Genomic DNA, 26,294 nt, shown 5'->3' on the forward strand with positions numbered 1-26,294 from the left:
ATGAGCATTGATTTTCCCGCCCTGCCGGATTCCGTTTCAGTCGACCGCGTCGAGGTCGCGCCCGACGTCGAGCTGCGCGTGCTCCGAGCTGGTGCGGGCTCGCCCGTCGTGTTCGTCCCCGGCTGGAACTTCTCGGCCGAGGTGTTCGTGCACCAGCTCACGGGCCTCGCCGACGCCCATGAGGTGATCGCCGTCGATCCGCGCGGCCACGGCGAATCGAGCAAGCCGCTCACGGGCAACAGTTTTCCGCAGCGCGGCCGCGACCTCGCCGCCCTGCTCGCCGCGCTGGATCTCCGGAATGTCACGCTCGCGGGCTGGTCGTTCGGGGTGCTCGACGTGCTCTCCGCGCTCGAGGTCGACGGCGCGGACGACCGCGTCGCTCGGCTCATCCTCATCGACGAGCCGCCGCGAGTCCCGTTCGACCCAGCGAATGCCGCGGAGTGGGGCGAGGCCGCGCTCAGCCACGACGGACTTCCCGCCTACGTGAAGTTCCTCTCGACTGACCGCCAGGGCTTCCTCGAATACATCGCGGCGGACGCGCTCGGTGTCGCAGCGGAGGACGCAGCGGGCGAGCCCGCCGTCGCGAAGCTCGTCGCGGATGGCGCCCGCACCCCCGAGCACATCGCGATCATCACCGGGGTCGAGGGCCTCGCAACCGACCTGTCGGCGCCAGCGGTCGCCTTCGACGCTTCGGGCAGGCCGCTGCTCTTCCTCGCGCAGGAGGCCTGGGCCGACGACGCGCGCCGCTGGGTCACCGCGAACCTCCCGCACGCGGAATTCGCGACGATTCCCGTGCACGCCGGGTTCCTCACCGAGCCGGAGCCGTTCAACGCGCGGGTTCGCGAGTTCCTCGCGAGCGAGCCGCGCGCCCGATCCTGATCGGCTAGTGCGGCGTCGCGACGCCCGCCCTGATGAGCACGACGGTCTCCGCTGGCGTCGTGCGCTCGCCGAGGCGGTTCGGCTTGCCGGCGCCGTGGTAGTCGCTCGCGCCCGTGACGGTCAGGCCGAGTTCGTCGGCGGCCTCCCGCAGCGGCGGTAACCAGTCCTCGCGGTTCTCCGGGTGATCGAGTTCGATCCCGCCGAGTCCCGCGCGCTCGAACGCGCGCACCGCGTCCACGGGCGTCGGCGTGCGCTGCCGCTCGGCGACCGGGTGCGCGAGCACCGGGAAGCCGCCCGACGAACGCACGAGCGTGATCGCGTCAATCGTGTCGAGCGCGTACGTCGGCACGTAGTACTTCGAGCGCGGGTGGAGCACGTCCGCGAACGCCGCGCTCCGGTCGACGAAGTAGCCCGCCGCGACGAGCGCGTCGGCGATGTGCGGGCGCCCGACGGTCGTCGCCTCGAACTCGCCGACGACGTCGTCCCAGGTGAGCCTGTAATCCGCGGCGATGAGCTCGACCATCTCGCGGGCGCGGCCGAATCGGGCTTCGCGCACGCGCGCGAGCGCGGCGAAGAGCTCCCCCGCCGCCGGGTCGATGCCGTAGCCGAGGAGGTGGCGCGACTTCCACTCGTACTTCGTGGTGATCTCGATGCCCGGCACGAAGTCGATGCCGGCGTCGGACGCCGCAGCGCGAGCCTCGTCCCAGCCATCGATCGTGTCGTGGTCAGTGAGCGAGAACCCAGCGAGTCCGAGCGCGGCGGCCTCGGCGGCGATCTCCGCGGGCCTCGTCGTGCCGTCGGAGATCAGGGAGTGCGTGTGCAGGTCGTAGCCCGCGCTACCAGTCATCCCCTCAGTCTACGAGTCCGGGCCGGGGTCGGCGAACGGGCGTCGGCACGGGCGGGCGCGGGCGGGTAGCCGACCCGGGGACGGGCGGCGGCGGGCGCGGTGCCGACCCGGGGCGAGCGGCCCTGTGCGGGTAGCCGACCCGGGGCGGGCGGCGATGGGCTCGGTGCTGACCCGGCGCGGGCGCACTCGCTCCCGCGCCGGATCGGGTTCCGGCTACGGCGCCGTGTATCCGCCGTCGACGAGGTGGTAGCTGCCCGTCACGAAGGAGGCCGCGTCGCTCGCGAGGAACGCGACCATGTGCGCGATCTCCTCCGCGCGTCCGAGCCTGCCCATCTGATGCTTCGCGATGAGCGCCGCGCGGGCGTCAGCGTCAGCGTTCTTCAGCAGCGGGGTATCGACATAGCCCGGCCCGACCGAGTTCACGCGGACGCCGAGCGCCGCGTTCTCGAGCGCTGCGGTCTTCGTGAGCCCAACGACGGCGTGCTTGCTCGCGACATAGGCCGGCGATCCCGCGCTGCCGACGCTGCCGAGGATCGAGGCGATGTTCACGACCGCCCCGCCGCCGTTCTTGGCCATGTGCGCGACCTGCGCGCGCGTGCCGCGGAACACCGCGGACAGGTTGATGTCGATCACGCGCTGCCAGTCCGCGTCGCTGTAGGTCGCCGTCGGGCCCACCGCACCACCGATGCCCGCATTGTTCACGCCGATCTTCAACGGCGCGAGCGCCTCTGCCGCGCGCACCGTTTCGTCGATGACGTCGACGGCGCCAGCATCGCCGACGACCGCGACGGCCTCGCCGCCCGCACCCGTGATCTCGGCGACGACGGCCTCAGCGGCGGTCGCGTCGAGATCCTGCACGACGACCTTCGCGCCGTTCTCGGCGAGCAGCAGCGCGACGGCGCGGCCGATCCCTGATCCTGCTCCGGTAACAATCGCCGAGCGATCGGCGACTTCGTACTGTGCCATGTGTGTGGTCCTTTCCACGCGGGAACTGCCCGGCCGGATGCCAGGGCCCTCGTCCCAACCGTACGCCCCGAATCGATGCGCACGCACCCAGCTGGAAGTGGGAGGATGGGAGGATGACCGAGAATACGACCGCCACGCACGAGGCGGAGATCGACAACAGCAACCGGAGCACGACGCCCCAGTCGGAAACGTTCCTCAACTACATCTCGTCGAGCTGGGCCGACCGCGTCGACGAGCTCCCCGCAGAGCTGCCCGTCGCACAGTTCGCGGCGCAGCGTCGTCAGGCCCTCGCCGCCCAGTTCCCCGGCAAGCGCCTCGTGATCGCCGCCGGCGCACTCAAGCAGCGCTCGAACGACACGTTCTACCCCTACCGCCCGCACAGCGCGTTCGCGCACCTCACCGGCTGGGGGTCGGAGTCCGAGCCGGGCGCGATCCTCGTGATCGACGCGTCGGGCGACACCACCCTCTACTTCCAGGAGCGCGCGGGCCGCGACTCCGACGAGTTCTTCGCGAACCCCGAGATCGGCGAGTTCTGGATCGGGCCGCGCCCGTCGCTCGCGCAGGTCGCATCGCTGCTCGGCATCCAGACCGCGCACCTCGCCGAGTTCTCGGCCGCCGAGGGCGACGTCACGCTTGACGACGCTGAGCTCGGCCGCGCGACGAGCGAGCTGCGCCTCGTCAAGGACTCCTACGAGCTCACCGAAATGCAGGCCGCCGTCGACTCGACGCAGCGCGGATTCAACGAGGTGCTCGCGGCACTCGGAGACGCCAGCGCGCACCCGCGCGGCGAACGCGTCATCGAGGGCGTGTTCAACCAGCGCGCGCGCCTCGACGGCAATGAGGTCGGCTACGAGACCATCGCCGCGGCCGGCGCGCACGCGTGCACGCTGCACTGGATCCGCAACGACGGCGCCGTCCGCGACGGGGACCTGCTCCTCCTCGACGCGGGCGTCGAACTCGACAGCCTGTACACGGCAGACATCACGCGCACGATCCCGATCTCGGGCACCTTCACCGAGCCGCAGCGCCGCGTCTACGAGGCAGTCCTGGAGGCTGCCGACGCCGCCCGCGCAATCGTGAAGCCTGGCATTCGCTTCGGCGACGTCCACGACGCTGCGATGGCAGTGATCGAGCGCGTCACCCGCGAGTGGGGCCTCCTGCCCGAGGCCGACGGCACGCCCTACCACCGCCGCTACATGGTGCACGGCACGAGCCACCACCTCGGCCTCGACGTGCACGACTGCGCGCAGGCGCGCCGCGACATGTACCTCGACGGCGTGCTCGAGCCCGGCATGGTCTTCACGATCGAGCCCGGCCTGTACTTCCAGCCCGACGATCTCACGGTGCCCGAGGAGTTCCGCGGGATCGGCATCCGTATCGAGGACGACATCGTCGTCACCGAGGACGGCTGCGTGAACCTGTCGGCGAACATCCCCCGCACGGCGGACGACGTCGAGGCATGGGTGCAGGGCGCGCGCACCGCGTAGCGGTATCCCGAGCGTAGCGAGCGGGCCCCCGGATCCTCAACGGATTCGGGGGCCCGCTCGCGTTGTAGCGCGGTGTTCGCGTCTCCGCAAGGGGGTGGCCTGGCCCGGCACCCGTGCGTAGCGTGAGAGCACGTCGTGGATACACGTCGTCGGACTCACGAAGGGAAGCCATCATGACCGAAAAGATTCACGTTCTCATCCTCAACGGCACGCTCAAAGCGGGCAGCGAGACCTCCAGCACCGAGGCGCTCGCGCAGGAGCTCAGCAAGGAGTTCCCGAGCGAGACGAGCACCGTCGAGACGGTCCGCCTCGTCGACCTGTCGATCCTTCCCGGCATTTCCGACGATCTCGGAGACGGCGACGCCTGGCCGGCGCTTCGGCAGCGCATCCTCGAGGCGGACGTCGTCGTGTTCGCAACGCCAACGTGGCTCGGCCAGATGACGAGCGTCATGCGCCGGGCGCTCGAGCGGTTGAACGCCGACATTTCGACGCTCGACGAGCACGGTCGGCCGCTCTTCGCCGGCAAGGTTGCCGCTGCGCTCGTCGTTGGCAACGAGGACGGCGCACACCGTATCGTGGCGGATCTGCTGCAGGCCGCGAACGACCTGGCGTTCACGGTGCCAGCAAACGCGTGCACGTACTGGAACGGACGCGCGATGGAGCAGGTGAACTTCGTCGACCTCACGGAGACGCCGGAGCCCGTCGCCGCAGCGAATCGGGGGCTTGCCGCGAACGCGCTCCACCTGGCGCGGCTGCTGCGGGCGCACCCCTACCCGGCTTCGGAGTAGCGCGCGGGCCTACTCGCGGCCGCGGCTAGTCGCGGCCGGGGCTAGTCGCGGCCGCGGCTACTCGTCGCCGATCACCCGGCACCGCTGCGATTACTCGCCGCCGAGCACCCGGCGCGCCTCATGGAGCAACTCGGGCTCGGTGACGAGGTCGTAGCGGGTGGCGACCATCTGCATCACCGAGGAGAAGTCTCTGCGGTTGCGGTTCATGGCGTACGACAGCAGGCCAAACAGCATGCCGAAGCCCGCGCCGATGACGATCGCCGAGAGGAACACTCCCCCGATGCCAGCGTTGTCCGGCTGGAAGATGAAGAGCAGCAGGCCGAGGAACAGGCCGAGGTAGGCACCCGAGAGCGCCCCCATCCAGGCGACCTTGCCGTAGCTCAGGCGGCCGGTGACGCGCTCGACGCTGCGCAGGTCGTTGCCGAGGATCGACACGCGCTGCACGGGGAAGCCGCTGCGCGCGAGCACGTCAACGGCGTGCTTCGCGTCCTCGTAGCGGTCGTACGTCGAGACGATCTCGCCCTTCGGGATCTCGGGCTGGATCGGCGCGCGCGAATTGGGGAAACCGGGGGTGCTCATAGGTCGATTCTGACACAGCAACTGCAAAGATGCGTGGGTTCTTCGAGCCGCACCCCACCGGCGTGCCTCACTGGCGTGTCGCGCGATTCGTCCAGGTGAAACCCGCCGCCGACCGGTACCGTAGTGGTGTGAGTAGTTCGCGGGTGTTTGTCGGCCGCCTTGCCGGTCGGGGCGTGTTCGATCCCGTCGGTGATCAGATCGGCAAGGTTCGCGATGTCCTCGTCGTGTATCGCGCCCAGGCTGCGCCGCGCGTCGTCGGCCTGATCGTTGAGATCCCGGGCAAGCGCCGGGTGTTCGTGCCGATCAGTCGCGTGACGTCGATCGCGTCCGGCCAGGTCATCACGACCGGACTCATCAACATCCGCCGGTTCGAGCAGCGGCGCGGCGAGACACGCATGATCGCCGAGATGATCGGCATGCGCGTTGACCTCGCGGCGTCCGAGGGCGGCGCACCCGTGCGGGCGACCGTCGAGGACGCGGCAATCGAGCGCACCCGTGCCGGCGAGTGGATCGTCTCCGAGCTGTTCGTGCGGCTGCCCAAGACCGGCGGCGGGTTCGGCCGCGGCCCTGCCCGCACCGTGCACTGGTCGCAGGTCGAGCGCCCGAGCGAGGACACGGGCCCGCAGTCCGCTGAGCTCCTCGTGCAGACCCTCGTCGACCTCAAGCCGGCCGACCTCGCGACCACGCTGCTCGAGCTTCCGAAGGCGCGCATGGTGCCCGTACTCGACGAGCTCGCCGACGACCGCGTCGCCGACGCGCTCGAGGAGATGAGCGAGACGGACCAGATCGAGATCCTCGCGCTCATTCCCGCCGCGCGCACCGCCGACGTGCTCGACCGCATGGAGCCCGACGACGCGGCTGACCTCATCTCCGCCCTCCCAGCCGCGCAGGGCGCCGAGCTTCTCGACCTCATGGAGCCGGAGGAGGCGGAGGATGTCAGGCGACTCCTCGAGTACGAGTTCGATACCGCCGGAGGCCTCATGAGCCCCACGCCGATCGTGCTCGCCGCGGAGGCGAGCGTTGCCGAGGGCCTCGCGATGATCCGCCGCGCCGAGATCCCGCCGGCGATGGCTTCCGCCGTGTACGTGACCCACCCGCCCTACGAGACGCCGAGCGGCGAGTACCTCGGCATGGTGCACTTCCAGCGCATGCTCCGCTTCCCGCCGCACGAGCGGCTGAGCGCGCTGCTCGACGCCGAGATCGAGGCGGTGCCGGTCACGGCGAGCGCGGCGGAAGTCTCCCGCCGCCTTGCGAGCTACGACCTCGTCGCGCTCCCGGTCGTCGACGATCAGGATCGCCTGGTCGGCGTCGTCACCGTCGACGACGTGCTCGATCACCTCCTGCCGGATGACTGGCGCCACGCGGACTCCGAGGAGGGGCGCGCATGAGGCCCTTCAAGCGCCGCTCGGACCTCGCGGCTCCCCGCACCGGACGAGCCGCCCGCGGGCCCGCCGGCACGCGCATCGACGGCAACGAGCGCTTCGGCAGGTGGACCGAGGGGATCGCCCGAGGCATGGGCACGCCGTGGTTTCTGCTCGCGCTCACGCTCTTTTGTGTGCTCTGGCTCACCTGGAACACGTTCGGTCCGGAGCACCTCCGGTTCGATTCGCCCTCGCTCGGCTTCACCGCGCTCACGCTCATCCTGTCGCTGCAGGCGTCGTACGCGGCTCCGATGATCCTCCTCGCGCAGAACCGGCAGGACGACCGCGACCGGGTGCAGATCGAGCAGGATCGCAAGCAGGCCGAGCGCAACCTCGCCGACACCGAGTTCCTCGCACGCGAGGTGGTCGCGCTCCGCCTCTCGATCAAGGACCTCCCCGACCGGGAATTCCTCAGGCAGGAGCTCCGCTCGCTGCTCGCCGAGCTGGAGCAGCAGGAGCCCGAGAACGAGCCCGATGCCCCGGCCGCGCCCGAGAACCTTCCGCCGCGCGCGGACCTTTCAACGCCCGAACCCCACGACGAGGAGAACGAGTCACGCAGTGAGTGAGCACAACCGCACCGAGGTCGAACAGCGCCTCTGGGAATCGCTCTCCCGCGTCAACGATCCCGAGATTCATCGCCCGATCACCGAGCTCGGCATGGTCGGCGACCTCCGCGTCGACGATGCGGGCACAGCCGACGTGCCGCTCAAGCTCACGATCGCCGGCTGCCCCGCCGCACAGCGGATCGAGCGAGACGTCCGCGAGGCGACGCTCGGAACCTCCGGGATCACCGACGCACGCGTCGACGTCAGCGTCATGAACCCCGCTGAGCGGCAGGCCTTCGTGGAGACCGTCCGCGGGCCGGCGCGGCCCGTACAGTTCGGGCCTGACTCCCTCACCCGCGTCATCGCCGTCACGAGCGGCAAGGGGGGCGTCGGCAAGTCGTCGCTCACCGCCTCGCTCGCGGTCGCCCTCGCACAGCAGGGACTCTCGGTCGGGCTCATCGACGCCGACGTCTTCGGCTTCTCGATCCCGGGCATCCTCGGGCTCAGCCGCGACGGCGTCACCGAGCAGCCGACCCGCGTCGGCGAGATGATCCTCCCCCCGGAGGCGCACGGCGTGAAAGTGATCTCCATCGGCATGTTCCTCGGCGACGCCGACCCGCGCTCGACCGCGGTGTCGTGGCGCGGCCCCATGCTGCACCGCACGATCGAACAGTTCCTGCGCGACGTCTGGTTCGGTGACCTCGACGTGCTGCTACTCGACCTCCCGCCGGGCACGGGCGACGTCGCGATCAGCGTCGGCCAGCTGCTGCCGCAGGCCGAGGTACTCGTCGTCACGACCCCGCAGGAGGCCGCGGCCGACGTCGCCGTGCGCAGCGCGCTCGTGGCCAGGCAGACGGGACAGCGCGTCATCGGCGTGATTGAGAACATGGCCGGTCTCGCGCAGCCCGACGGCACCGTTCTTGAACTGTTCGGCACCGGTGGCGGCGCGGCCGTCGTCGACCGCCTGAACACGTCCGAGAGCGCCGAGGGCCAGCAGCCCGTCCGGTTACTCGGGAGCGTGCCGCTCAGCCCGGACTTCCGCGAGGGCGGCGACACGGGCTCCCCCGCGGTGCTCTCGCGGCCGGCGGATCCCGCGGCTGCCGCAGTGATCCGCATCGCCGAGCAGCTCGCGTCGCAGGGCCGAGGGCTCGCGGGGCGATCGCTGAGCGTGACGCCGCGCTAGCTCGCGGTCCGTGGCGTCGCGGGCGGCTGCTGTCGCCGGTGCCGGTGCCGGTGCCGGTGCCGGTGAAGTTTCGCCTAGGTAGCCTCGTCGTCGAAGCGGACGGAGACGGCGCCCTCGGCGCTGATCCCCTGGCGGGCGCGGCGGGCGGCCGCGAGCTCGTCGAGGCGTTCGCGTCGTTCGGCCTGCCGCGCCTCTCGCTCGTCCTCGACGAGGGCATCGCGGATGATCCTGCGCGGGTCGTACTGGCGCGGATCGAGCTGCTTCCAGTCGACGTCGTCGAACTCGGGGCCCATCTCGTCCTTCAGCCTGTCTTTCGCGCCGTCGGCGGCGCGCTTCACTGAGCGCACGAAATCGCTGAATTTCTTCGCGTATTCGGGCAGCCGAGTCGGGCCAATCACGAACAGCGCGATCACCAAAATGATGAGGATCTTCGAAAAGCTCAGGCTGTCCATTCACTCATCGTAGCGAGTAGGCGGCGGCAATCTCGACTTGCCAGCCGTGTGCCCGTGCCGAGCCAGAGTTCTCACAGGCGGAACACGGGCGAGAACGGCGAGCCAGCGGCGAAATCTCACTCGGCAGCCCTATCCTGAACAGGCAGAACGACGGAGGACAGAGGAACACGTGAGCAAGCTCGAGCGCAACTGGCAGTACACGGAGCAGTATCCCAGTGAGACTGACACGCTCGTGCGTGCCCGGCGGGTGTCGCTCGAGCTCGGCATCGAGCCGGTATCACGCGCGGTGTCGGCCGAACTCTCGGCCCTCGCGGTACTCTCGGGCGCCCGGGCGATCTGCGAGATCGGCACCGGTGTGGGAGTCAGCGGGCTGTCGCTGCTGCGGCATCGGCCAGACGCGATCCTCACCTCGATTGAGATTGAGCCTGAGCACCTGCGCGAGGCCCGCGCGCTCTTCACCGAGGCAGGCATTCCCGCGTCTCGCGCCCGGCTCGTCGAGGGAGACGCGCGCCACGTGATGCCGCGACTGAATCTCGCCGCCTACGACATCGTGCTGCTCGATGCGGAGCAGTCGCAGCTCCTCGAGTACTTCGAGCACGCGCTCGGCATCGTGCGTCCCGGCGGCGCTATCGTGGTGCCCTCGGCGCTCGCGCACGGCCGCGTCGCCGACCCCGCAGCGCGGGACGAGTCCACCCAGGCCCTCCGCGACCTGCTGGCAGTCGTGGCGGAGTCGGACGCGATTGCGTCCTCGCTCGCCCCGACCGGCGACGGACTGCTGACAGTCGTGCGGCTCGACGGCTAACCCCACTGCTCCCCCGCTGTGAACCCTGGCGCCGCCGCGATCCAGGGCGCTGAACAGCTGTGGCTACTGGGGCCTCGGACGCTGCGGGCTGCGGTTCCTAAGTATCCGCAGCGCTTGAGCTCCTTGGCCTGGGGCTTGGGTCTGGCCCCGGCCGTCGGCCCCAAGCCATGAGATCTGCAGCAGATATGCAATCTCTTCGGGATCGGGACATACGACCTGCAGATCCCGGGGCTATTGACGAAGTGGCTGGAGACCGGGTGCGCAGGGCAGGCGCCCGAACCTGACGCTCGCGGAACAAAAAATGAGGGCCCCGAGGGGCCCTCATCCTGCATGTGTGGACGGCGCTTAGTCGCCGAGCACTCCTGCAAGCACATCGCGAAGCTCGGCGGCCTCTTCGTCATTGACTGACACCACCAGACGGCCACCGCCTTCAAGGGGAACACGCACCACGATGACGCGGCTCTCGCGTACCGCTTCCATGGGCCCGTCTCCGGTCCTTGGTTTCATTGCCGCCATGACGCCTCCTCGCATGTTTGGTCTTTCCCTTCTATTATCTCCTGCGAAGCCGGGTCGCGGAAATCCTTTGAGGCTTTTATGCAAAGGAGTGTCACAATACGACTGTGGAATGCGTACAATATTGGACCCATTGTCACCAACGACCCATCAGCTTGCGTAAGTGCTGTGCTGCCGGACCTCGTCAGGAGTGATGCCGCTCGAGAACGGCGACCCGCCACCCTCCGCGATTCAATTTTTCCTCGCAGTGTCAATTTCCCCGAATATTTGGCATCGGAAGGAAAGTTTGGGCGGGGTGGGAAGGCGAGAGGCCCCGGAGCGAACTCGCTCCGGGGCCCCCGTCGTATCGGCTAGCGGCCGAGGTGACGCTCGGGTGAGCCCAAGTACAGCTGCTGCGGGCGGCCGATCTTCGTCTGCGGGTCCAGGCGTGCTTCGCGCCACTGGGCGATCCAGCCGGGCAGGCGCCCGATCGCGAACAGCACGGTGAACATCCTCGTCGGGAAGCCCATCGCCTTGTAGATCACGCCGGTGTAGAAGTCGACGTTCGGGTAGAGCTTGCGCTCCTTGAAGTAGTCGTCCTCAAGCGCGATCTGCTCGAGCTCCTGCGCGAGTGCGAGCAGCGGATCGTTCACGCCGAGCTCCTCGAGCACCTTCGCGGCCGAGTCCTTCACGATGCGCGCACGCGGGTCGTAGTTCTTGTAGACGCGGTGCCCGAAGCCCATGAGCTTCACGCCGTCTTCCTTGTTCTTGACCTTCTCGACGAACGTCTTCACGCTCTGCCCCGAGTCTCGGATCTGCGCGAGCATATCGAGGACGGCCTCGTTCGCGCCACCGTGGAGCGGGCCGGAGAGCGCGTTGATACCCGCGGAGACAGAGGAGAACATGTTCGCCCCGGTCGAGCCGACGAGGCGGACCGTCGAAGTGGATGCGTTCTGCTCGTGATCGGCGTGCAGGATGAGCAGCTTGTCGAGGGCGTCGACGAGCACGGGATTCATTTCGTACGACTCGGCCTTATTGCCGAAGTTGAGACGCAGGAAGTTCTCGACGAAGCTCAGCTCGTTCTTGGGGTACAGGAAGGCCTGTCCGATCGACTTCTTGTGCGAGTACGCGGCAAGCACGGGCAGCTTCGCGAGCAGGCGAATCGTGTTGACCTCGACGAACTCGGGCACCGCGGTATCAAGCGAGTCCTCGTAGTAGGTCGACATCGTCTGGAGGCCACCCGAGAGCATCGCCATCGGGTGTGCGGTGTGCGGCACGGCCTCAAAGTAGTAACGCATATCTTCATGCAGCAGGGTGTGGTGGCGAATCTCGCTGTCGAAGCGTGCGAGTTCGTCGGCGCTGGGGAGCACCCCGTAGATCAGGAGGTAGGCGACCTCAAGGAAGGTCGAGGCCTGCGCGAGCTCGTCGATCGGGTATCCGCGGTAGCGAAGGATCCCTGCCTCGCCATCGATATACGTGATCTCGGACTTCGTGGAGGCGGTGTTCACAAACCCGTAGTCAAGCGCGGTGTATCCGCTCTGCTTGGTCAGCGTGCTGACGTCAATTGCGTCTGGCCCGTCTACTGACTTCACAATCGGGAGCTCGGCGGTTCCTCCAGGAAAGCTCAGCTTGGCGGTGGCCTGAGCCGCAGGTGTTTCAGTCACGTCATCTCCTCGTGAGGTCCGTTTGAGCACGCCCCAGGGTCTGGGCAGCGATCATTTTCACCTTACCCGCAAAGTTGGCCTTCACGCACCAAATGGCGCGTTCATGCCGGTTTCTGACAGAAAGTATTTTGACATCAAACAAAATGTCGGCGGTTCGACGACATTTCGGCGCCCGCTCACTGCCAGCGAGAGGCGCGTGGCCTGAGGGTCGGCTACTGCTCCTGCGGGGGAAGCGCGGCAACGATCGGGTGGTCGAAGTCGTAGACCCCCACCTTGGCCGCTCCGCCTGGCGAGCCGATCTCGTCGAAGAACTCGACGTTCGCCTTGTAGTACTCGGCCCACTCGCCGGGCAGGTCATCTTCGTAGTAGATCGCCTCGACCGGGCACACCGGCTCGCACGCACCGCAGTCGACGCACTCGTCGGGGTGGATGTAGAGCATCCGCTCACCCTCGTAAATGCAATCGACCGGGCACTCGTCTACGCAGGCGCGATCCTTCAAATCCACGCAGGGAAGAGCAATCACGTAGGTCACTGTGCCCGCCTTTCACTCGGTCAAACTGATACCTCCATCCTACCGGCGTCTCGCCGCGATTCCTCCGCGTCGGGGCGCGTGGCCAGAATGCCAGCGTTTGCCCCCGCCGCCCCGACCGCATAGAGTGCACTACATCACGAATGATTGCACGTTGCTCAACGTTAGATAAAGAACAACGCTCCATTCGTGCACCATAACAATCCGGCGACGATGGAGTCCTCGATGAGCAAGCCCGAACCCGTTTCCACGACCGATGTAGCCCTGCCGGCTACCCTCACGGAGGCGTGGCAGCGCCGCGTCTCGGAGTCCCCCGGCAGTCTCTGCATCACCTACTTCGACGGCACGCTCACGACTGCCGAGGTTGATTCCCTGAGCCTCGCCCTCGCGGCCGCCCTGCAAGCCCGCGGGGTGCACCCCGGCGATCGCGTCGCCGTCTCACTGCAGAATATCCCCCACTTCCCTATCGCGCTGCTCGCGATCTGGCATCTCGGGGCGATCGCCCTGCCGCTGAACCCCATGTACCGTGACCGCGAGCTGCACACGGTGCTCGCGTCGTCCGGGGCCGTCGGTCTCATCTGCGCCCCGGAGGCGATCGGGATCGCGGAAGCGGCCGCGCCAGAGACGGCACTCGCCTGGGTGCTCAGCGTCGACGACCGGCAGTTTCAGACAGAGAATGACCCCCGCGTTTTTCCGGTGCGCGAAGCGGCGGACGAGCAGCCAGGTCTGACCCCTGAGCACGCGGCCCGGCTGCCGTTCGCGCTCGGAACCCTCACCGAGGAGCTCGAGGCGTTTGCGGGATCACGGCCTGCCCCGGCAAGCGCAACTGCCGAGGACATCGCGATGCTCAGCTACACGTCGGGCACGACCGGACCGCCGAAGGGCGCCATGGCCACACACCGCTCCCTGCTCGCCGTCGGCCTGAACTTCGTGGAGTGGGCGCAGATCGGGCCGGAGGACCGCATGCTTGCGCTCGCTCCGCTCTTCCACATCACGGGCTCCGTCATCATCTGCATCGGGACGCTGCTCTCCCCAGGCAGCCTGGTCTTCTTGAATCGGCCCCGGCCCGACGTGGCGCTCGAGGCGTTCGCCCGCCACGCCGTCACGTTGGCCGTCGCGCCCATCACGATGTACACCGCCTTGTACGAGCTTCCGCACGCCACGGCGCGGGACCTGCTTAGCGTTCGACAACTGTTCACGGGAGGAGCTCCGGTGCCGCCCGCAAAGGTCGCATCGTTTGAACGCCGGTTTGGCCACTACATTTTGAACGCCTATGGTCTCACCGAGTCGAACGCCGGGATCGTCGGGGTGCCGCTGGGCGAGCGCGCTCCGGTCCACAAGCCGACAGGGACGCTCTCGATCGGCAAGCCGATGGCCGGGGTATCGCTCCGGGTGCTCGACGAGGCCGGCAACGAAGTGCCTGCGGGGTCGCCTGGCGAGTTGGAGCTCTCCGGGGAGCAGCTCGCAAGCGGCTACTGGGAGAATCCAGCGGCGACCGCCACCGCGTTCCCCGACGGCAGGCTCCTCACCGGGGACGTCGCCATCATCGACGAGGCCGGCTGGGTCTACCTCGTCGACCGGATCAAGGACCAGATCAACTCGTCTGGCTACAAGGTCTGGCCGCGCGAGGTCGAGGACGCGCTCTACGAGCATCCCGCGGTCCGTGAGGCGGCGGTCGTGGGCGAGCCAGATGACTATCGCGGCGAGCGCGTGGTCGCCTACGTGTCGCTGAGCGACGGCGCGGCCGTCACCGCAGACGAGCTCGTCGCGTTTGCAAGGGAGCGGCTCGCAGCATACAAGATCCCACGCCGCGTCGAGTTTGTCGATGAGCTTCCGAAGACGCTGACCGGCAAGATCAGGCGCCGGGACCTCCGTCGCGGCTGACGCCAGCGGCACCGGCCGCACAGCCGCGTCCGGACAACCGCCGGTGGCACCGCCCCGTCCCGACCGGCGCCAGCGGCACCGGTGGCACCGCCGTTCGAGGGGTCACACCCCCGTCACGCGGCGAGCACCGGAGCCAGCGCCACGGTGCCGAGCGCGGCGCTGAGGATCGCCGGCCCCGCCGGCAGCTCCCGCCGACTGCGGGCGCGGGCGACGACCCCGGTCAGCCCCACTGCGGTCGCCAGCAACAGCAGAAAGAGCGCGACAGCGAGCGCCCGCGCGCCCGTGTCGGCGGCCCACACCGCCGCGAAGACCGCCGCCGGAAGCAGCTTGACGTCTCCCCCGCCCAACGCGCCTCGTGACGCACGCCAGCCGAGCAGCGCGACGAGTCCCGCAGCGATGGCGGCGCCCCACGACTCGGCGACAGCACGCCAGTCCCCGAGCGACACGCTCGCGAGGGTGAGGGCCCCGGCCGTCCACAGCGCGACAGCCGCGACCGTCCGATTGGGGAGCGTGTGCGTTCGCAGGTCGGTCCACACGAGCGCGACCGCGCCGCTCACGAAGCCCGCGTAGCCCAGCAGCGTGCAGAGCCACGCGGCCGCACCACTACGGCTTCCGGCGCCCGCGGCCTCTGCAAGGCCGGCGTCCGCGCTGGCGGCAAACACGACGCCGCCGGCCGTGGCGACTGCCAGGCCGGCGGCGATGTCGCGCGGGCCTAAGCCCGAGCGCTGGGTCGGAGGGTTAGCCCGCGACGACTTCCGTGCCAATGCCCTGCTCCGTGAAGATTTCAAGCAGCACTGAGTGTGGTTCGCGGCCGTCGATAATCGCGGCTTTGGGCACCCCGCCCTGCACGGCGTCGAGGCAGGCGCGCATCTTCGGAATCATCCCGGACTCGAGCGACGGCAGGAGCGCCTCGAGCTCGGGCACGGTAATCGAGGAGACGAGCGAATCACGGTCGGGCCAATCGGAGTACAGACCGGCGACGTCGGTGAGGATCACGAGCTTCTCCGCGCCAAGCGCCGACGCGAGCGCCGACGCCGCCGCGTCGGCGTTCACGTTGAGCGATTCGCCTGGGTGGTCGACGTCGGGGGCGATCGACGAGACGACGGGGATCAGCCCGGCGTCGAGCGCGGCGAGCACCGACTCGGGGCGCACGCCGACGATGTCGCCGACCCGTCCGAGGTCCACGAGCTTGCCGTCGACCTCGATCGGAGCGCGCCGCCGGCCGATGAACAGCCCCGCGTCCTCCCCCGTCGTGCCAGATGCGAGTGGGCCATGCGCGTTGATTTCGTCGACGAGCTCGGGGTTCACCTTGCCGGTGAGCACCATGCGCACAACGTCCATCGTCTCCGGGGTCGTGACGCGGTAGCCGCCCTCGAAGGTGCTCTCGATGCCGAGCCTGTCGAGCATCCGGTTGATCTGCGGTCCGCCGCCGTGCACGATCACTGGCTTGATGCCCGTGTGCCTGAGGTAGACGACGTCCTCGGCGAACGCCGTCATGAGGGCGTCGTCGATCATCGCATTGCCGCCGAATTTGATGACCATGATGCGGTCGCGGAATTTCTTCAGCCAGGGCAGCGACTCGATGAGCACTGCGGCTTTCTCGGCCGCCCGCTCGCGGTCCAGTGGCGTGGTGACGTCGGTCATTGCTCCCCTAGCTCGAGTAGGCCGAGTTCTCGTGCACGTAGTCGTGCGTGAGGTCGTTCGTGCGCACGGTCGCCGCGAACGTGCCGGCGAACAGGTCGATCTCGACGTGCGTCTTGCGCGGAGTCAGGTCGCACTCGTCGACGGGCCGGTCTGGCGCGCCCGCGTGGCAGAGCCGCACGCCGTTGAAGCTGACGTCCACCGCGTACGGGTCGAACGCGGCCTCGGTGGTGCCGATCGCTGCGAGCACGCGACCCCAGTTCGGATCGTTGCCGAAGATCGCGGCCTTGAACAGATTGTTCCGCGCGACCGAGCGGCCGACCTCGAGCGCGTCTTCCACGCTCGCGGCGCCGCGTACCTCAATGTCGATGTCGTGGCTCGCGCCCTCGGCGTCGGCCTGCAGCTGCGCGGCGAGCGAATCGCAGACACCGGCGAGCGCGGCCGCGAACTCGTTCACGTCGGGGGTGACGTCCGATGCGCCGCTCGCGAGGAGCGTCACCTGGTCGTTTGTCGACATGCAGCCGTCAGAGTCGAGCCGATCGAAGCTCACCGCGGTGGCGCGGCGCAGCGCGGCATCGAGCGCCTCACCGTCGAGCTTGGCGTCGGTGGTGATGACCACGAGCATGGTCGCGAGCCCCGGCGCGAGCATTCCCGCGCCCTTCGCCATCGCGCCAATGGTCCAGCCGGCGCCCTCGTGCACCGCGGTCTTCTCGACCGAGTCGGTGGTGAGGATCGCGGCGGGCGCGGTGACGTCGTCGGCGGCGAGCGCTGCGACGAGGCTGGGAACGCCGTCGACGATCTTGTCGCGGAAGCTCTGGTCGCCCGTGCCAATAAGTCCGGTGGAGCAGACGAGCACGCGCTCTGCCCCGTCGTCGAGCACCTCCGCAGGAACTGCGCCCTGCGGTTCGGCGGCGAGCTCGCGCGCGACGGCTTCCGCGGTGAGCCTGGTGGTCTCGTATCCGAAGTCCCCGGTGAAGCAGTTCGCGCCGCCGGAGTTCAGGATCACGGCGCGCGCGGCGCCGTTCTGCGCCACCTTCCGGCTCCAGAGGATCGGGTTGGCCTGCGCACGGTTGGACGTGAACACGACGGCGCTCGCGGGCGCCGGGCCGTCATTCACGACGAGGGCGAGGTCGGGCTTGCCGGACGTCTTCAGGCCGACAGTGATGCCGGCCGAGCGGAATCCTGCGGGGGTAGTTACGGTCACGGGGCGACTCCATTCACGGTCAGGCCGGTGGCTTCGGGAATGCCAAGGGCGATATTTGCCGACTGGATCGCGGCGCCAGCCGTGCCCTTGGCAAGATTGTCGACGGCGGCGACCACGACGACGCGGCCTGCCGCCTCGTCGATGGCGATGCCCATCAGGCAGGTGTTCGCGCCGATCGTGTCCGCGGTGCGCGGGAACTCGCCCGCCGGGAGCAGGTGCACGAACGTCTCATCGGCGTAGGCCGCCTCCCAGGCGGCCCGCACCTCGGCGGCAGTCGTGCCGGGGGCGATGCGCGCCGTCGACGTCGCGAGGATGCCGCGGCTCATTGGCACGAGCACGGGCGTGAAGCTCAGCGTCGGCGTCTCGGACGCGCCGGCGCCGCGCAGCGCCTGCTGAATCTCGGGGATGTGCCGGTGCGTCCCGCCGACGGCGTACGGGTTCGCGGTACCCATCAGCTCGGCCCCGAGCAGGTGGGTGTGCGCCGCCTTGCCCGCGCCGGACGGGCCGACGGCGAGCACGGTCACGAGGTCATGCGACTCGATCACGCCAGCGGCGATGCCGGGGGCGAACGAGAGCGCGACGGTCGAGGCGTTGCAGCCCGGCGCCGCGATGCGTGTGGCGCCCGCCAGCTGGTCCCGCTGCCGGGTCGCGGCCGCGCCGGGCTCGCCAGCCACGATGAGCTCGGGGACGCCGTATGTCCACGCCTCGTTGTACTCGCCGCCGTAGAACGCCGCCCAGTCGGACTCGCTCGTGAGGCGGTGGTCGGCACCGCAGTCGATGGCGAGCCGCACGTCGGTGAGCTGCGCGGTGAGGGCGCCGGACGCGCCGTGCGGCAGCGCAAAGAATACGACGTCGTGCCCGTCGAGCACCTCGGGCGTCGTCTCCTGCAGGGTGAGGTGCGCGAGCGAGCGCAGGTGGGGCTGCGAGGCGATGAGCGGCTTGCCGGCGTTGGAATGCCCCGTCACCGTTCGGATCTCAAACTCCGGATGCTCTGCGAGCAGACGAAGCAGCTCGCCTCCCGCATACCCACTCGCTCCGGCGACCGCCACACTGTACGTCATTTGCACCCTTTCTCGCGCACCTCTATTCTGGCACCTCGAACGGAGGCGCCAGACCGCCCGCGTTACCGGTGCGTGAAGTTCGGCTCGCGCTTCTCAGCGAACGCGCGCATTCCCTCTTTCTGGTCGTCGGTGGCGAACAGCGCAGCGAACGCGGTCCGCTCGAGTCGCAGGCCCTCGGCGAGCGACGTCTCCTCAGCGGCCTGCAGGGTGCTCTTCGCGGCCTGCACCGCGGGGCGCGACTTCGAGGCGATCAGTTCGGCGGTCTGCGCGGCGGTCTCGAGAAGTTCGGCGGCCGGAACGACGCGCGAGACGAGGCCGGAGCGCTCGGCTTCGTCTGCGCCCATCATGCGGCCGGTGAGCACCAGGTCGGCCGCCTTGTACTTGCCGATGGCGCGCGGCAGACGCTGGGTGCCGCCGAAGCCGGGGATGACGCCCAGGTTAATCTCGGGCTGGCCGAACTTGGCGTTGTCGGCCGCGATGATGATGTCGCACATCATCGCGAGCTCGCAGCCGCCGCCGAGCGCGAAGCCGGACACCGCGGCGATCGTCGGCGTGAGCATCTGCTCGAACCCGTTCCAGGTTGCGGTCAGGCCGCCCGCGAGCACGTCCGAGTACTCGAGTTCGAGCATCGCCTTGATGTCGGCCCCGGCGGCGAACGCGCGCTCGGAGCCGGTGATGACGATGGCGCCGATGTTCGGGTCGGCATCGAACTTCACGGCAGCGTCGACGAGCTCGGAGATCAGCGTATTGCTGAGGGCGTTGAGCGCCTCGGGCCGGTTCAGGGTGATCGTCGCGACTCGCCCCTGCGTCTCGGCGATGATTGCGGTGTACTGCGTCTGCTCTGACATGGTGACTCCATCTGTGTCCGTGGCTTGTCCTCCCACGCTATCGCGTGCGCGCGGCAGCGCGCTCGTTCTCCACACCAAGAGGTGGGGCCGGTCGCGGTCGGCGCGGTCGAGAGGCGTGCCCCGGCAGGCGTGCTACAGGTCCGCGATCACGATCTTCTTCATCTGCATGAGCCGTTCGTAGGCGCCCGGGCGCTGCATGAGTTCGCCGAGTGCTGCCGGGACAATCTGCCAGCTCACGCCGAACTCGTCGACGAGCCACCCGCACTGCTCGGCCTCGGGTACGGCGGAGAGCCCCTCCCACAGCGCATCGATTGCGGCCTGATCGGCGCAGTTCACCTGGAGCGAGACGCCGTTCGTGAAGCCGTGATCGGTGCCCGAGCCGTTGTCGGACCCCATGAACCACTGCTCACCGATCCGGAATTCTCCGAACGCGAGCGCGTCTGCGGTCGCATCGCCCGTGGCGGCCCCGTAGGGCGACTGGTGCCCGACCTGGCTGCCCCCGGGGAACCCGGCGAACAGCTCGACGTACCGGGCCGCGGCCTCAGCCGCCCGGTTTTGCGCCGGCCCGTCGAACATGAGGGCGGGGATGATGAGCGGCCGCGGCTCCCCCTCGGCGCGGGTGAGCATGAGCTGCCAGCTGACTCCGTACCTGTCCTGCACCCAGCCGTAGTGCGCGGCGAACGGGTACTCGCCCAGCGGCATCATCACCGCGCCGCCGTCACTGAGCTTCGTCCACAGTGCGTCGAGGCCGCGTCGCGCTGCGTCGACGTCGCCGCCGAAAAACAGCGGGTCGAAGTTCACCATGAACGAGATCGACGGGTTGGGTGAGAACTCGGAGCCCGCGTTCACGAGCGCGAGCTGGGTGCCCTCGATGACGACGTCAACAACGAGTGCCTCGCCTGCGAACTCGCGTTGGAAGTCGAGGAGCCCCTCCGTTGGATAGCGCGCCGTCACGGCAGCGCTCGCGTCGAACCCCGCCGCGTCGAAGGCGGCAGCGTAGAAGCCGCCGGCCTGTTCCGCGGTGCGGTTGCACCAGATGTTCGGCACTATCTGTTGAGCCATGGTGTCACCGTGCCCCTTCCGTGAGCCAGTCTTCGTAGCTCACGTTGTCGATCATCGCGGCCGGCCCGGGCAGGCAGGCGCCGCTTCGCACCGCCCGGCCAAACTTTCCGGGAAGCGGAAGTTCGATGACGGTCTGGCCGAGCCCGTGGGTCTCGAAGACCATCCGTCCGAGGTCGGCAAGCCACAACTCGTCTGGCCCAGCGAGGTCTTGCGCGAACCCCTGCGGCTCGCCGAGCGCGAGCTCGAGCAGCCGCCCGGCGACGGACGCCGCCGCCACCGGTTGGGTGCGCATCTTCACGATCGCGCTGAACCGCCAGAGGCTGAACGCGCTCTGCTCGGCGAACTCGAAGAACTGCGTCGCACGCAGCACCGTCCACGGCACGGGTCCCGCACTGACGAGCCGCTCTTGCAGCGCTTTGCCCGCGTAGTATCCGAACGGGTGGCCGGCGGCCCCCACGATCGACAGCGCGACGTAGTGTGTGACGCCTGCGGCCGCTGCGGCCCGCAGGAGGTTCTCGGTCACCGCCCCGAAGAATTCCTCCGACCCCGAGAGCTTCCCGCTCGCCGAGACGTCGATGACGGCGTCGACACCGTCGAGCCGCAGCTCGGTCGCGGTCGTGAGGTCTGCGGCGAGCGTGGTGAGTGCCCCGGGAGGCGTCGCCCCCACGGCGGGCCCGTCGCCCGCTGCAGCACCCGCGGCCGCGCCAGCCGGCGGCCTTCCGGGGGTGCGCGAGATGGCGACGACGTCGTGCCCTGCGGCCCGGGCCTGCCGAACCACGTGCGCGCCGACCGTGCCAGTGCTGCCTGCTACCGCGATCCGCATGTGGACTCCTCGACTGCCGCGACCGCCCGCCGCGCGGGGCGCGGCGGGCATCGGCCGTTGCGCCCAGAATACGCCTGGGCAGCCCACCGCGCCAGCGGGCGCGCGTCGTCGGCAGTCGCGAGCTAGTCGCGCAGCTTCGCGCCGAACGCCTGCTCGGCTGCGGCGACGCCGGCGAGCTTCGCCTCGCTCGCCTCCTCAGCCTTGAGCGTGCGGTCGGGCGCGCGGAAGCGCAGCGCGAAGGTGAGCGCGCGCTGGCCGTCCTCGATGCCCTGCCCACGGTAGTCTGCGACGATGTGCGCCTCCTCGAGCAGGTCCCCCGCGCCAGCGACGACAGTGGCGAGCACGTCGCCCGCGGGCACCTCGGTCGCGACAACGAGCGTGAGGTCCTGCGTCGCGGCCGGGTATCCCGACAGGTTCGAGGTCGCTGGCTCGCGCGGCGCGAGCTCCATCACGCGCTCCAGGTTGAGCTCGAACGCGGCAACGCGGCCCGGCAGGTGGTACGCGGCGACGAGCTCGGGAAGGAGTTCGCCGGCCACGCCTACGACCTCGCCGGCGACGACGAGCTCCGCCGTGCGGCCCGGGTGGAAGGCGCGGTGGGCGCCCTGCCGCACCGTCAGCGACGCCGACACGGCGCCGACGGTGATGCGCGCCGCATCGATCGCGTCTGCCCAGTCGTATGCCCGGCCGGGCTCGCCCGGCTGCTTCTCGATGGCGTCCCCGAGCAGCAGCGCGGCGACGCCGTGCGGCTGCACGGGGATCGACGCGTTCAATGCTGCGAGCAGCTCAGCGGAGGGCTGCTGCGCGAGCGGCGGCACCTCTGCGGTGCCGAGCTCGCCGGCGGGGGTCGCCGGGTCGAAGACACGGCCGAACTCGACGAGCGCAAGATCGGTCAGCCCGCGCGACACGTTGCGCTGGGCCGCGGTCACGAGGCCCGCGAGCAGCGAGCGCCGCATGAACGGGGTCTCGCCGTCGAGCGCGTTCGCGAGCCGGATCGCGTCAACCGCCGTCGAGTGCTCCCCGGCTGTTTCGGGCCCCTGACCGAAGTCGTCGAGCTGGCTCCGGGAGACGAACGGGTAGCTCTGTACCTCGTCGAAGCCAGCTGCGGTCACGACGTTCGCGGCGCGGCGGCGGAGCCGCTGCGAGCGGGTGAGGCCGCGGCCGGCGGGCGCGACGGGCAGCTCCGACGGGATCCGGTCGTAGCCGACGATGCGCGCAACCTCTTCGACAAGGTCAGCCGGCCGCGTGAGGTCCGCGCGCCAGCTCGGTGCAGCGACGCGGAGCGTCTCACCGTCAGCGTCGGCGACCGAGCACCCGATCATGGTGAGCGCGCCGCGCACCTCGTCGTCGGTGTAGTCCGTGCCAAGCAGGCCGTTCACGCGCGCGATCGGCAGGAGCACCTCGGTCGGCTCCCACGGGGCGACGAGGTCGCTGCCCAGGGTGTCGGCGGTGCCGCCAGCGAGCTCGACGAGCAGGTCGACCATGCGCTGCGCCGCGGCCTGCGCGACGAGCGGATCGACGCCGCGTTCGAAGCGCTTGGAGGCCTCGCTCGGGAGCTTGTGTCGGCGCTGACTGCGGGCGATCGATACGGGGTCGAACGTCGCGGCCTCGATGAGGATGTCGGTCGTCGCATCGTCGGTCTTCGTGGACTCGCCGCCCATCACGCCCGCGAGCCCGATCGGACCCGACTCGTCAGTGATGAGGAGGTCTTCGATGTGCAGTGTGCGCTGCTGGCCGTCGAGGGTCTCGAGGGTCTCGCCCGCGCGGGCGCGCCTGACGGTGATGCCGCCGGTGAGCTTCGCGAGGTCGTAGGAGTGCAGCGGGTTGCCGAGCTCGAGCATCACGTAGTTCGAGATGTCGACGGGCAGCGACAGCGAGCGGATGCCCGCGAGCTGCAGCCGCGCGACCATCCAGGCCGGGGTCGGCCTGGAAGCGTCAATGCCGCGGACGACGCGCGTGACGAAGCCGGTGGCGCCGACGCGCCCGCGAATGGGCGCCTCGTCGTCGATCCGCACCTCGAAGCCGCTCGCGGGGGCGATCTCACGCTGCGCGGGGTCGGCGAACGACGCGCCGGTCGCGTGCGAGTACTCGCGGGCGACGCCGCGCACCGAGAACGCGTAGCCGCGGTCGGGGGTGACGTTGATCTCGACGGCCGTGTCGTCGAGCCCGAGCAGCGCGAGCGCGTCCGCGCCGACCTCTGGATCGAGGCCGAGCCGCGACAGCACGATGATGCCGTCGTGGTCCTCGCCGAGGGTGAGCTCACGCGCGGAGGCGATCATGCCATCAGACACGTGGCCGTAGGTCTTGCGCGCAGCGATCTTGAAGTCGCCGGGAAGCACCGCACCGGGCAGCGTCACGACGACCTTGTCGCCGGGGCCGAAGTTGTGTGCGCCACAGACGATGCCACGCACGTCCTCGCCACCGTCGGCGGCGCGCTGCCCCTCGGGGGCGACGCGCACCTGGCACCAGTTAATTGTCTTGCCGTTCGACTGCGGTTCGGGCTCGGCGGAGAGCACCTCGCCGACGACGACGGGCCCGGAGATGTCGAAGCGGCGCACCGACTCCTCCTCGAAGCCGACGCTCACGAGCCGGGCGTGGACGTCTTCGGGCGTGGTGTCTGCGGCGAGCGAAACGAACTCGCCGAGCCAGCTGAGTGGGATCCGCATTAGACGAGGCCTCCGAACTGTGCGTTGAAACGAATGTCGCCCTCAACCATGTCGCGCATGTCGTTGAGGTCGTTGCGGAACTGGAGCGTGCGCTCGATTCCCATGCCGAAGGCGAAGCCCTGGTACTCGTCTGGGTCGATCCCAGCGGCGAGCAGCACGTTCGAGTCGACCATGCCGCAGCCGCCCCACTCGACCCAGCGGGCGCCGCCCTTGGCGTTGGGCTGCCACACATCCATCTCGGCGGATGGCTCGGTGAACGGGAAGAAGTTCGGGCGCAGACGAATCTTCGCCTCGGCGCCGAACATCTGGCGCGCGAAGTGCTCGAGCGTGCCGCGCAGGTGGGCCATCGTCAGGCCCTTGTCGATCGCGATGCCCTCGATCTGGTTGAAGACGGGGGTGTGCGTCGCGTCGAGCTCGTCCGTGCGGAACGTGCGCCCGGGCGCGACGACGTAGACGGGCAGCTCGCGGTCGAGCAGCGAACGAACCTGCACCGGTGAGGTGTGGGTGCGCAGCAGCAGGTGCCGGTCGGCTGGCTCGATGAAGAAGGTGTCCTGCATCGCCCGCGCGGGGTGATCGGGGTCGAAGCCAAGCGCGTCGAAGTTGAACCACTCGTGCTCGATCTCGGGCCCCTCGGCGACCTCCCAGCCCATGCCGATGAAGATGTCTGAGGCTTCGTCCTGCAGCTGCGTCAGCGGGTGCCTGGTGCCCGCGCGGCGACGCACGGGAGCCTGGGTGACGTCGACGGTCTCCGCGACGAGCCGCGCCTCGGCCTCTGCCGCGGCAAGTTCGGCCTCGCGGCCCTTAAACGCGCCCTCGAGCCGGCCGCGGGCTGCTCCCATGAGCTTGCCCGTTGCAGCCTTCTCATCCTTCGGGACCTCGCGCATCAGCGCGTTGAGCTTCGCGATGGCTGAATCGTCGCCAACGTGCTCGGTCCTCGCGGTTTTCAGGGCCGCCACTGACTCGGCGGCGGCGAACGCGGCGAGAGCTACAGCGACGGCGGCGTCAACCGCTTCCTGCGAAATCGGATTGGGGTTCGTGGTGTTGTCTGACACAAGGAAACATCCTACCGTGCAACCGTGTCAGCGGGCCGTGCCAGCGTGCGCCCCGCCCGCTCAGGGTCGGCAGGTTAAGCTTGCAGCATGGTCCAGCGACAGCAGCCCATGAGCCGCCAGGCGCGCACCGCGCGCGGCGCGATCGGAGCTGCGCTCGCGACGGTGCTCGCCGCCGCCTCGCACTCGCTCGCCGGTGGCGAGGTGTCTGCGTTCGCGGTCATCGTGACGGCGATCATTGCCCTGCCGGTGTGCGTCGCGCTCGCGGGCAGGGTCGGCTCGCTCTGGCGGGTGGGGCTCGCTGTTGGAGCGAGCCAGTTCCTGTACCACTGGGCATTCGCCGGCATCGGCGCCTCGGCCTCGCTCTCGCTCGGTGCGGCGTTCCCGATGGGTTCGCACGCCGCGCACCTCGCATCGCTGCAGCGCTTCGTGCCCGACGCCGTCGAGGCAGGCTCCGCCGACGCCCTCATGTGGGCGCTGCACGCGCTGGCTGCGGTCGTCTCGACGATCCTGATCTCCCGCGGCGAGCGCGCCACACTCGCGCTCGGCCGGTCACTCAGGCGCGCGCTGCCTCGGCCGGTCACGCCCGCCGCATTCGAGCGGCCCGCGCCCGCCCCGATCCTGATCGAGGCGCCGGTGCTCCGCGACCAGGTCGCGCGCTTCGCCGCGTGGTCGCTGCGCGGCCCGCCGCTCGCGCACGCGTCGACTCAGCTTCAGCACTAATTCGGATCGATTTCCCGGCGATCCCGGGAAGAAACGGGACCAGCTATGCACTCGCATACCCACATTCAGGCTGCGCACACGGAGCGCCGGACGACGAAGCGGACGCTCGCGCTCGCGCTCGCGGCCGGCGTCGCACTCGCCGCGTTCTTCGCGCCAACCGCCGCGCAGGCGCACGACCAGCTCATCGACGTCGCGATCGACACGACCGATGCCGGCGAGGCGTCGAGCCTCAGGCTCACGTTCAGCGACACCGTGCTCCAGGTCGGCACCGAGATCCACGTGTCTGATGGAGACGGCGCAGACGCAACGGGCGGAGCCCCGACGTTCAGCGACCGCGACGTCGTACAGCCGCTCGCAACCCCGCTCGCCGACGGCACCTATACCTCGGCGTGGCGTGTGGTGTCGAGCGACGGCCACCCCATCGAGGGCGGCTTCACCTTCGACATCGCAGACGGAGCGGCGAGCGAGATTCGCCCCTACTCGGGAGAGACTGAGGCCGACGCCGAGAGCGCGACGGACCCCGATGCCGCGTCGACCGACGACGGCTCGGAGGATTCGAGCGGCTCGCCCATTCCTCTCCCACTCGCGATCGGAGCCGCGGCCCTCGTCGCCGTGGCCGTCGCGATCCCACTGATTGTTCGCATGCGTAGGAACGCATCATCCGCGGAGGGTCACGACCCCCGCGCTAGCGAGGAGTAATT

General features: G+C 69.4%; 26 protein-coding genes. 10 read left to right on the top strand and 16 right to left on the bottom strand.

What is annotated here, in order from left to right; genetic code table 11:
• On the top strand, positions 1–879 hold the full coding sequence (locus BJ960_RS10280) for an alpha/beta fold hydrolase (protein WP_185987222.1): 879 nt from the start codon (positions 1–3) through the stop codon (positions 877–879).
• A 4-nt stretch (positions 880–883) separates the two neighbouring features.
• Here BJ960_RS10280 and BJ960_RS10285 read toward each other — a convergent pair whose 3' ends face one another.
• Both BJ960_RS10285 and BJ960_RS10290 read right to left on the bottom strand, forming a co-directional pair.
• Entirely contained in the window at positions 884–1,726 is an 843-nt protein-coding gene (locus tag BJ960_RS10285) for a PHP domain-containing protein (RefSeq protein WP_185987223.1), read from the bottom strand.
• Between the two features lie 213 nt (positions 1,727–1,939).
• On the bottom strand, positions 1,940–2,692 hold the full coding sequence (locus BJ960_RS10290) for an SDR family NAD(P)-dependent oxidoreductase (protein WP_185987224.1): 753 nt from the start codon (positions 2,690–2,692) through the stop codon (positions 1,940–1,942).
• Positions 2,693–2,805: 113 nt separating this feature from the next.
• On the opposite strand from BJ960_RS10290, the gene BJ960_RS10295 reads away from it, so the two are divergent.
• Together BJ960_RS10295 and BJ960_RS10300 are read left to right on the top strand one after the other, a co-directional pair.
• A complete protein-coding gene (locus BJ960_RS10295) occupies positions 2,806–4,179 on the top strand; it encodes an aminopeptidase P family protein (RefSeq protein WP_185987225.1) in 1,374 nt (457 codons plus the stop codon).
• A 173-nt stretch (positions 4,180–4,352) separates the two neighbouring features.
• Positions 4,353–4,967, top strand: coding sequence for a flavodoxin family protein (locus tag BJ960_RS10300; protein WP_185987226.1), 615 nt, complete (start codon positions 4,353–4,355; stop codon positions 4,965–4,967).
• 90 nt (positions 4,968–5,057) lie between these two features.
• On the opposite strand, the gene BJ960_RS10305 is transcribed toward BJ960_RS10300, so the two are convergent.
• Complete coding sequence (locus tag BJ960_RS10305) at positions 5,058–5,546, bottom strand: YflT domain-containing protein (RefSeq protein ID WP_121072806.1); 489 nt, start codon at positions 5,544–5,546, stop codon at positions 5,058–5,060.
• A 128-nt stretch (positions 5,547–5,674) separates the two neighbouring features.
• Here BJ960_RS10305 and BJ960_RS10310 point away from each other — a divergent pair, with 128 nt between their 5' ends.
• From BJ960_RS10310 to BJ960_RS10320, 3 genes are read left to right on the top strand one after another with little or no spacing between them, the layout of a single operon-like run.
• On the top strand, positions 5,675–6,934 hold the full coding sequence (locus BJ960_RS10310) for a magnesium transporter MgtE N-terminal domain-containing protein (protein ID WP_121072808.1): 1,260 nt from the start codon (positions 5,675–5,677) through the stop codon (positions 6,932–6,934).
• A complete protein-coding gene (locus BJ960_RS10315; RefSeq protein ID WP_185987227.1) occupies positions 6,931–7,533 on the top strand; it encodes a DUF1003 domain-containing protein in 603 nt (200 codons plus the stop codon). Before BJ960_RS10310 ends, BJ960_RS10315 begins: the two co-directional genes overlap by 4 nt.
• A complete protein-coding gene (locus BJ960_RS10320; protein ID WP_307814605.1) occupies positions 7,526–8,695 on the top strand; it encodes an Mrp/NBP35 family ATP-binding protein in 1,170 nt (389 codons plus the stop codon). Before BJ960_RS10315 ends, BJ960_RS10320 begins: the two co-directional genes overlap by 8 nt.
• A gap of 74 nt (positions 8,696–8,769) precedes the next feature.
• On the opposite strand, the gene BJ960_RS10325 is transcribed toward BJ960_RS10320, so the two are convergent.
• Positions 8,770–9,147, bottom strand: coding sequence for a twin-arginine translocase TatA/TatE family subunit (locus BJ960_RS10325; protein WP_121072814.1), 378 nt, complete (start codon positions 9,145–9,147; stop codon positions 8,770–8,772).
• A gap of 169 nt (positions 9,148–9,316) precedes the next feature.
• Here BJ960_RS10325 and BJ960_RS10330 point away from each other — a divergent pair, with 169 nt between their 5' ends.
• Positions 9,317–9,949 (top strand): O-methyltransferase, encoded by a 633-nt coding sequence (locus tag BJ960_RS10330; RefSeq protein ID WP_121072816.1) that lies wholly within the window; start codon positions 9,317–9,319, stop codon positions 9,947–9,949.
• Between the two features lie 345 nt (positions 9,950–10,294).
• Here BJ960_RS10330 and BJ960_RS10335 read toward each other — a convergent pair whose 3' ends face one another.
• From BJ960_RS10335 to fdxA, 3 genes are all read right to left on the bottom strand, one after another.
• A complete protein-coding gene (locus BJ960_RS10335) occupies positions 10,295–10,465 on the bottom strand; it encodes a DUF3117 domain-containing protein (protein ID WP_083506522.1) in 171 nt (56 codons plus the stop codon).
• A gap of 347 nt (positions 10,466–10,812) precedes the next feature.
• Entirely contained in the window at positions 10,813–12,105 is a 1,293-nt protein-coding gene (locus tag BJ960_RS10340) for a citrate synthase (RefSeq protein ID WP_121072818.1), read from the bottom strand.
• Between the two features lie 212 nt (positions 12,106–12,317).
• Positions 12,318–12,638 (bottom strand): ferredoxin, encoded by a 321-nt coding sequence (fdxA, locus tag BJ960_RS10345; RefSeq protein WP_121072820.1) that lies wholly within the window; start codon positions 12,636–12,638, stop codon positions 12,318–12,320.
• 222 nt (positions 12,639–12,860) lie between these two features.
• Here fdxA and BJ960_RS10350 point away from each other — a divergent pair, with 222 nt between their 5' ends.
• Positions 12,861–14,519, top strand: coding sequence for a class I adenylate-forming enzyme family protein (locus BJ960_RS10350; protein ID WP_202229138.1), 1,659 nt, complete (start codon positions 12,861–12,863; stop codon positions 14,517–14,519).
• Positions 14,520–14,632: 113 nt separating this feature from the next.
• On the opposite strand, the gene BJ960_RS10355 is transcribed toward BJ960_RS10350, so the two are convergent.
• The 9 genes from BJ960_RS10355 to pheS all read right to left on the bottom strand — a co-directional run bounded on the left by BJ960_RS10355 (position 14,633) and on the right by pheS (position 24,873).
• A complete protein-coding gene (locus BJ960_RS10355) occupies positions 14,633–15,283 on the bottom strand; it encodes a prepilin peptidase (protein ID WP_185987229.1) in 651 nt (216 codons plus the stop codon).
• The gene (argB, locus tag BJ960_RS10360) at positions 15,258–16,163 is read right to left on the bottom strand and encodes an acetylglutamate kinase (protein WP_185987230.1); all 906 of its coding nucleotides are present in this window, start codon (positions 16,161–16,163) and stop codon (positions 15,258–15,260) included. Before argB ends, BJ960_RS10355 begins: the two co-directional genes overlap by 26 nt.
• Positions 16,164–16,170: 7 nt before the next feature.
• On the bottom strand, positions 16,171–17,364 hold the full coding sequence (gene argJ / locus BJ960_RS10365; RefSeq protein WP_185987231.1) for a bifunctional glutamate N-acetyltransferase/amino-acid acetyltransferase ArgJ: 1,194 nt from the start codon (positions 17,362–17,364) through the stop codon (positions 16,171–16,173).
• The gene (gene argC, locus BJ960_RS10370) at positions 17,361–18,425 is read right to left on the bottom strand and encodes an N-acetyl-gamma-glutamyl-phosphate reductase (protein ID WP_185987232.1); all 1,065 of its coding nucleotides are present in this window, start codon (positions 18,423–18,425) and stop codon (positions 17,361–17,363) included. The genes argJ and argC overlap by 4 nt, the downstream gene beginning before the upstream one ends.
• Positions 18,426–18,487: 62 nt before the next feature.
• A complete protein-coding gene (locus BJ960_RS10375; protein WP_185987233.1) occupies positions 18,488–19,273 on the bottom strand; it encodes an enoyl-CoA hydratase-related protein in 786 nt (261 codons plus the stop codon).
• 132 nt (positions 19,274–19,405) lie between these two features.
• The gene (locus tag BJ960_RS10380; protein WP_185987234.1) at positions 19,406–20,335 is read right to left on the bottom strand and encodes a VOC family protein; all 930 of its coding nucleotides are present in this window, start codon (positions 20,333–20,335) and stop codon (positions 19,406–19,408) included.
• Positions 20,336–20,339: 4 nt separating this feature from the next.
• A complete protein-coding gene (locus BJ960_RS10385) occupies positions 20,340–21,158 on the bottom strand; it encodes an SDR family oxidoreductase (protein ID WP_185987235.1) in 819 nt (272 codons plus the stop codon).
• A gap of 122 nt (positions 21,159–21,280) precedes the next feature.
• Positions 21,281–23,821 (bottom strand): phenylalanine--tRNA ligase subunit beta, encoded by a 2,541-nt coding sequence (pheT, locus tag BJ960_RS10390; RefSeq protein ID WP_185987236.1) that lies wholly within the window; start codon positions 23,819–23,821, stop codon positions 21,281–21,283.
• A complete protein-coding gene (pheS, locus tag BJ960_RS10395) occupies positions 23,821–24,873 on the bottom strand; it encodes a phenylalanine--tRNA ligase subunit alpha (RefSeq protein ID WP_121072839.1) in 1,053 nt (350 codons plus the stop codon). Before pheS ends, pheT begins: the two co-directional genes overlap by 1 nt.
• 87 nt (positions 24,874–24,960) lie before the next feature.
• Here pheS and BJ960_RS10400 point away from each other — a divergent pair, with 87 nt between their 5' ends.
• Together BJ960_RS10400 and BJ960_RS10405 are read left to right on the top strand one after the other, a co-directional pair.
• Positions 24,961–25,593 carry a hypothetical protein gene (locus BJ960_RS10400; RefSeq protein WP_185987237.1) on the top strand — a complete coding sequence of 211 codons (633 nt, stop codon included), beginning with the start codon at positions 24,961–24,963 and terminating at the stop codon, positions 25,591–25,593.
• 45 nt (positions 25,594–25,638) lie between these two features.
• Positions 25,639–26,292 carry a copper resistance CopC family protein gene (locus tag BJ960_RS10405; protein WP_121072843.1) on the top strand — a complete coding sequence of 218 codons (654 nt, stop codon included), beginning with the start codon at positions 25,639–25,641 and terminating at the stop codon, positions 26,290–26,292.
• The last annotated feature ends 2 nt before the right edge of the window (positions 26,293–26,294 follow it).

The sequence above is a fragment of the Leucobacter aridicollis genome (assembly GCF_013409595.1).
GTDB classification, from domain to species: domain Bacteria; phylum Actinomycetota; class Actinomycetes; order Actinomycetales; family Microbacteriaceae; genus Leucobacter; species Leucobacter aridicollis.

Excerpts from the sequence above, each read along its gene's own strand:
- BJ960_RS10335 (WP_083506522.1), bottom strand. The coding sequence starts at position 10,465 with ATGGCGGCAATGAAACCAAGGACCGGAGACGGGCCCATGGAAGCGGTA.
- BJ960_RS10325 (WP_121072814.1), bottom strand. The coding sequence starts at position 9,147 with ATGGACAGCCTGAGCTTTTCGAAGATCCTCATCATTTTGGTGATCGCG.
- pheT (WP_185987236.1), bottom strand. The coding sequence starts at position 23,821 with ATGCGGATCCCACTCAGCTGGCTCGGCGAGTTCGTTTCGCTCGCCGCA.
- argB (WP_185987230.1), bottom strand. The coding sequence starts at position 16,163 with ATGACCGACGTCACCACGCCACTGGACCGCGAGCGGGCGGCCGAGAAA.
- BJ960_RS10305 (WP_121072806.1), bottom strand. The coding sequence starts at position 5,546 with ATGAGCACCCCCGGTTTCCCCAATTCGCGCGCGCCGATCCAGCCCGAG.
- BJ960_RS10290 (WP_185987224.1), bottom strand. The coding sequence starts at position 2,692 with ATGGCACAGTACGAAGTCGCCGATCGCTCGGCGATTGTTACCGGAGCA.
- argC (WP_185987232.1), bottom strand. The coding sequence starts at position 18,425 with ATGACGTACAGTGTGGCGGTCGCCGGAGCGAGTGGGTATGCGGGAGGC.
- BJ960_RS10300 (WP_185987226.1), top strand. The coding sequence starts at position 4,353 with ATGACCGAAAAGATTCACGTTCTCATCCTCAACGGCACGCTCAAAGCG.
- BJ960_RS10295 (WP_185987225.1), top strand. The coding sequence starts at position 2,806 with ATGACCGAGAATACGACCGCCACGCACGAGGCGGAGATCGACAACAGC.
- BJ960_RS10400 (WP_185987237.1), top strand. The coding sequence starts at position 24,961 with ATGGTCCAGCGACAGCAGCCCATGAGCCGCCAGGCGCGCACCGCGCGC.
- BJ960_RS10375 (WP_185987233.1), bottom strand. The coding sequence starts at position 19,273 with ATGTCAGAGCAGACGCAGTACACCGCAATCATCGCCGAGACGCAGGGG.
- BJ960_RS10285 (WP_185987223.1), bottom strand. The coding sequence starts at position 1,726 with ATGACTGGTAGCGCGGGCTACGACCTGCACACGCACTCCCTGATCTCC.
- BJ960_RS10280 (WP_185987222.1), top strand. The coding sequence starts at position 1 with ATGAGCATTGATTTTCCCGCCCTGCCGGATTCCGTTTCAGTCGACCGC.
- BJ960_RS10385 (WP_185987235.1), bottom strand. The coding sequence starts at position 21,158 with ATGCGGATCGCGGTAGCAGGCAGCACTGGCACGGTCGGCGCGCACGTG.
- BJ960_RS10380 (WP_185987234.1), bottom strand. The coding sequence starts at position 20,335 with ATGGCTCAACAGATAGTGCCGAACATCTGGTGCAACCGCACCGCGGAA.
- BJ960_RS10350 (WP_202229138.1), top strand. The coding sequence starts at position 12,861 with ATGAGCAAGCCCGAACCCGTTTCCACGACCGATGTAGCCCTGCCGGCT.
- BJ960_RS10405 (WP_121072843.1), top strand. The coding sequence starts at position 25,639 with ATGCACTCGCATACCCACATTCAGGCTGCGCACACGGAGCGCCGGACG.
- BJ960_RS10315 (WP_185987227.1), top strand. The coding sequence starts at position 6,931 with ATGAGGCCCTTCAAGCGCCGCTCGGACCTCGCGGCTCCCCGCACCGGA.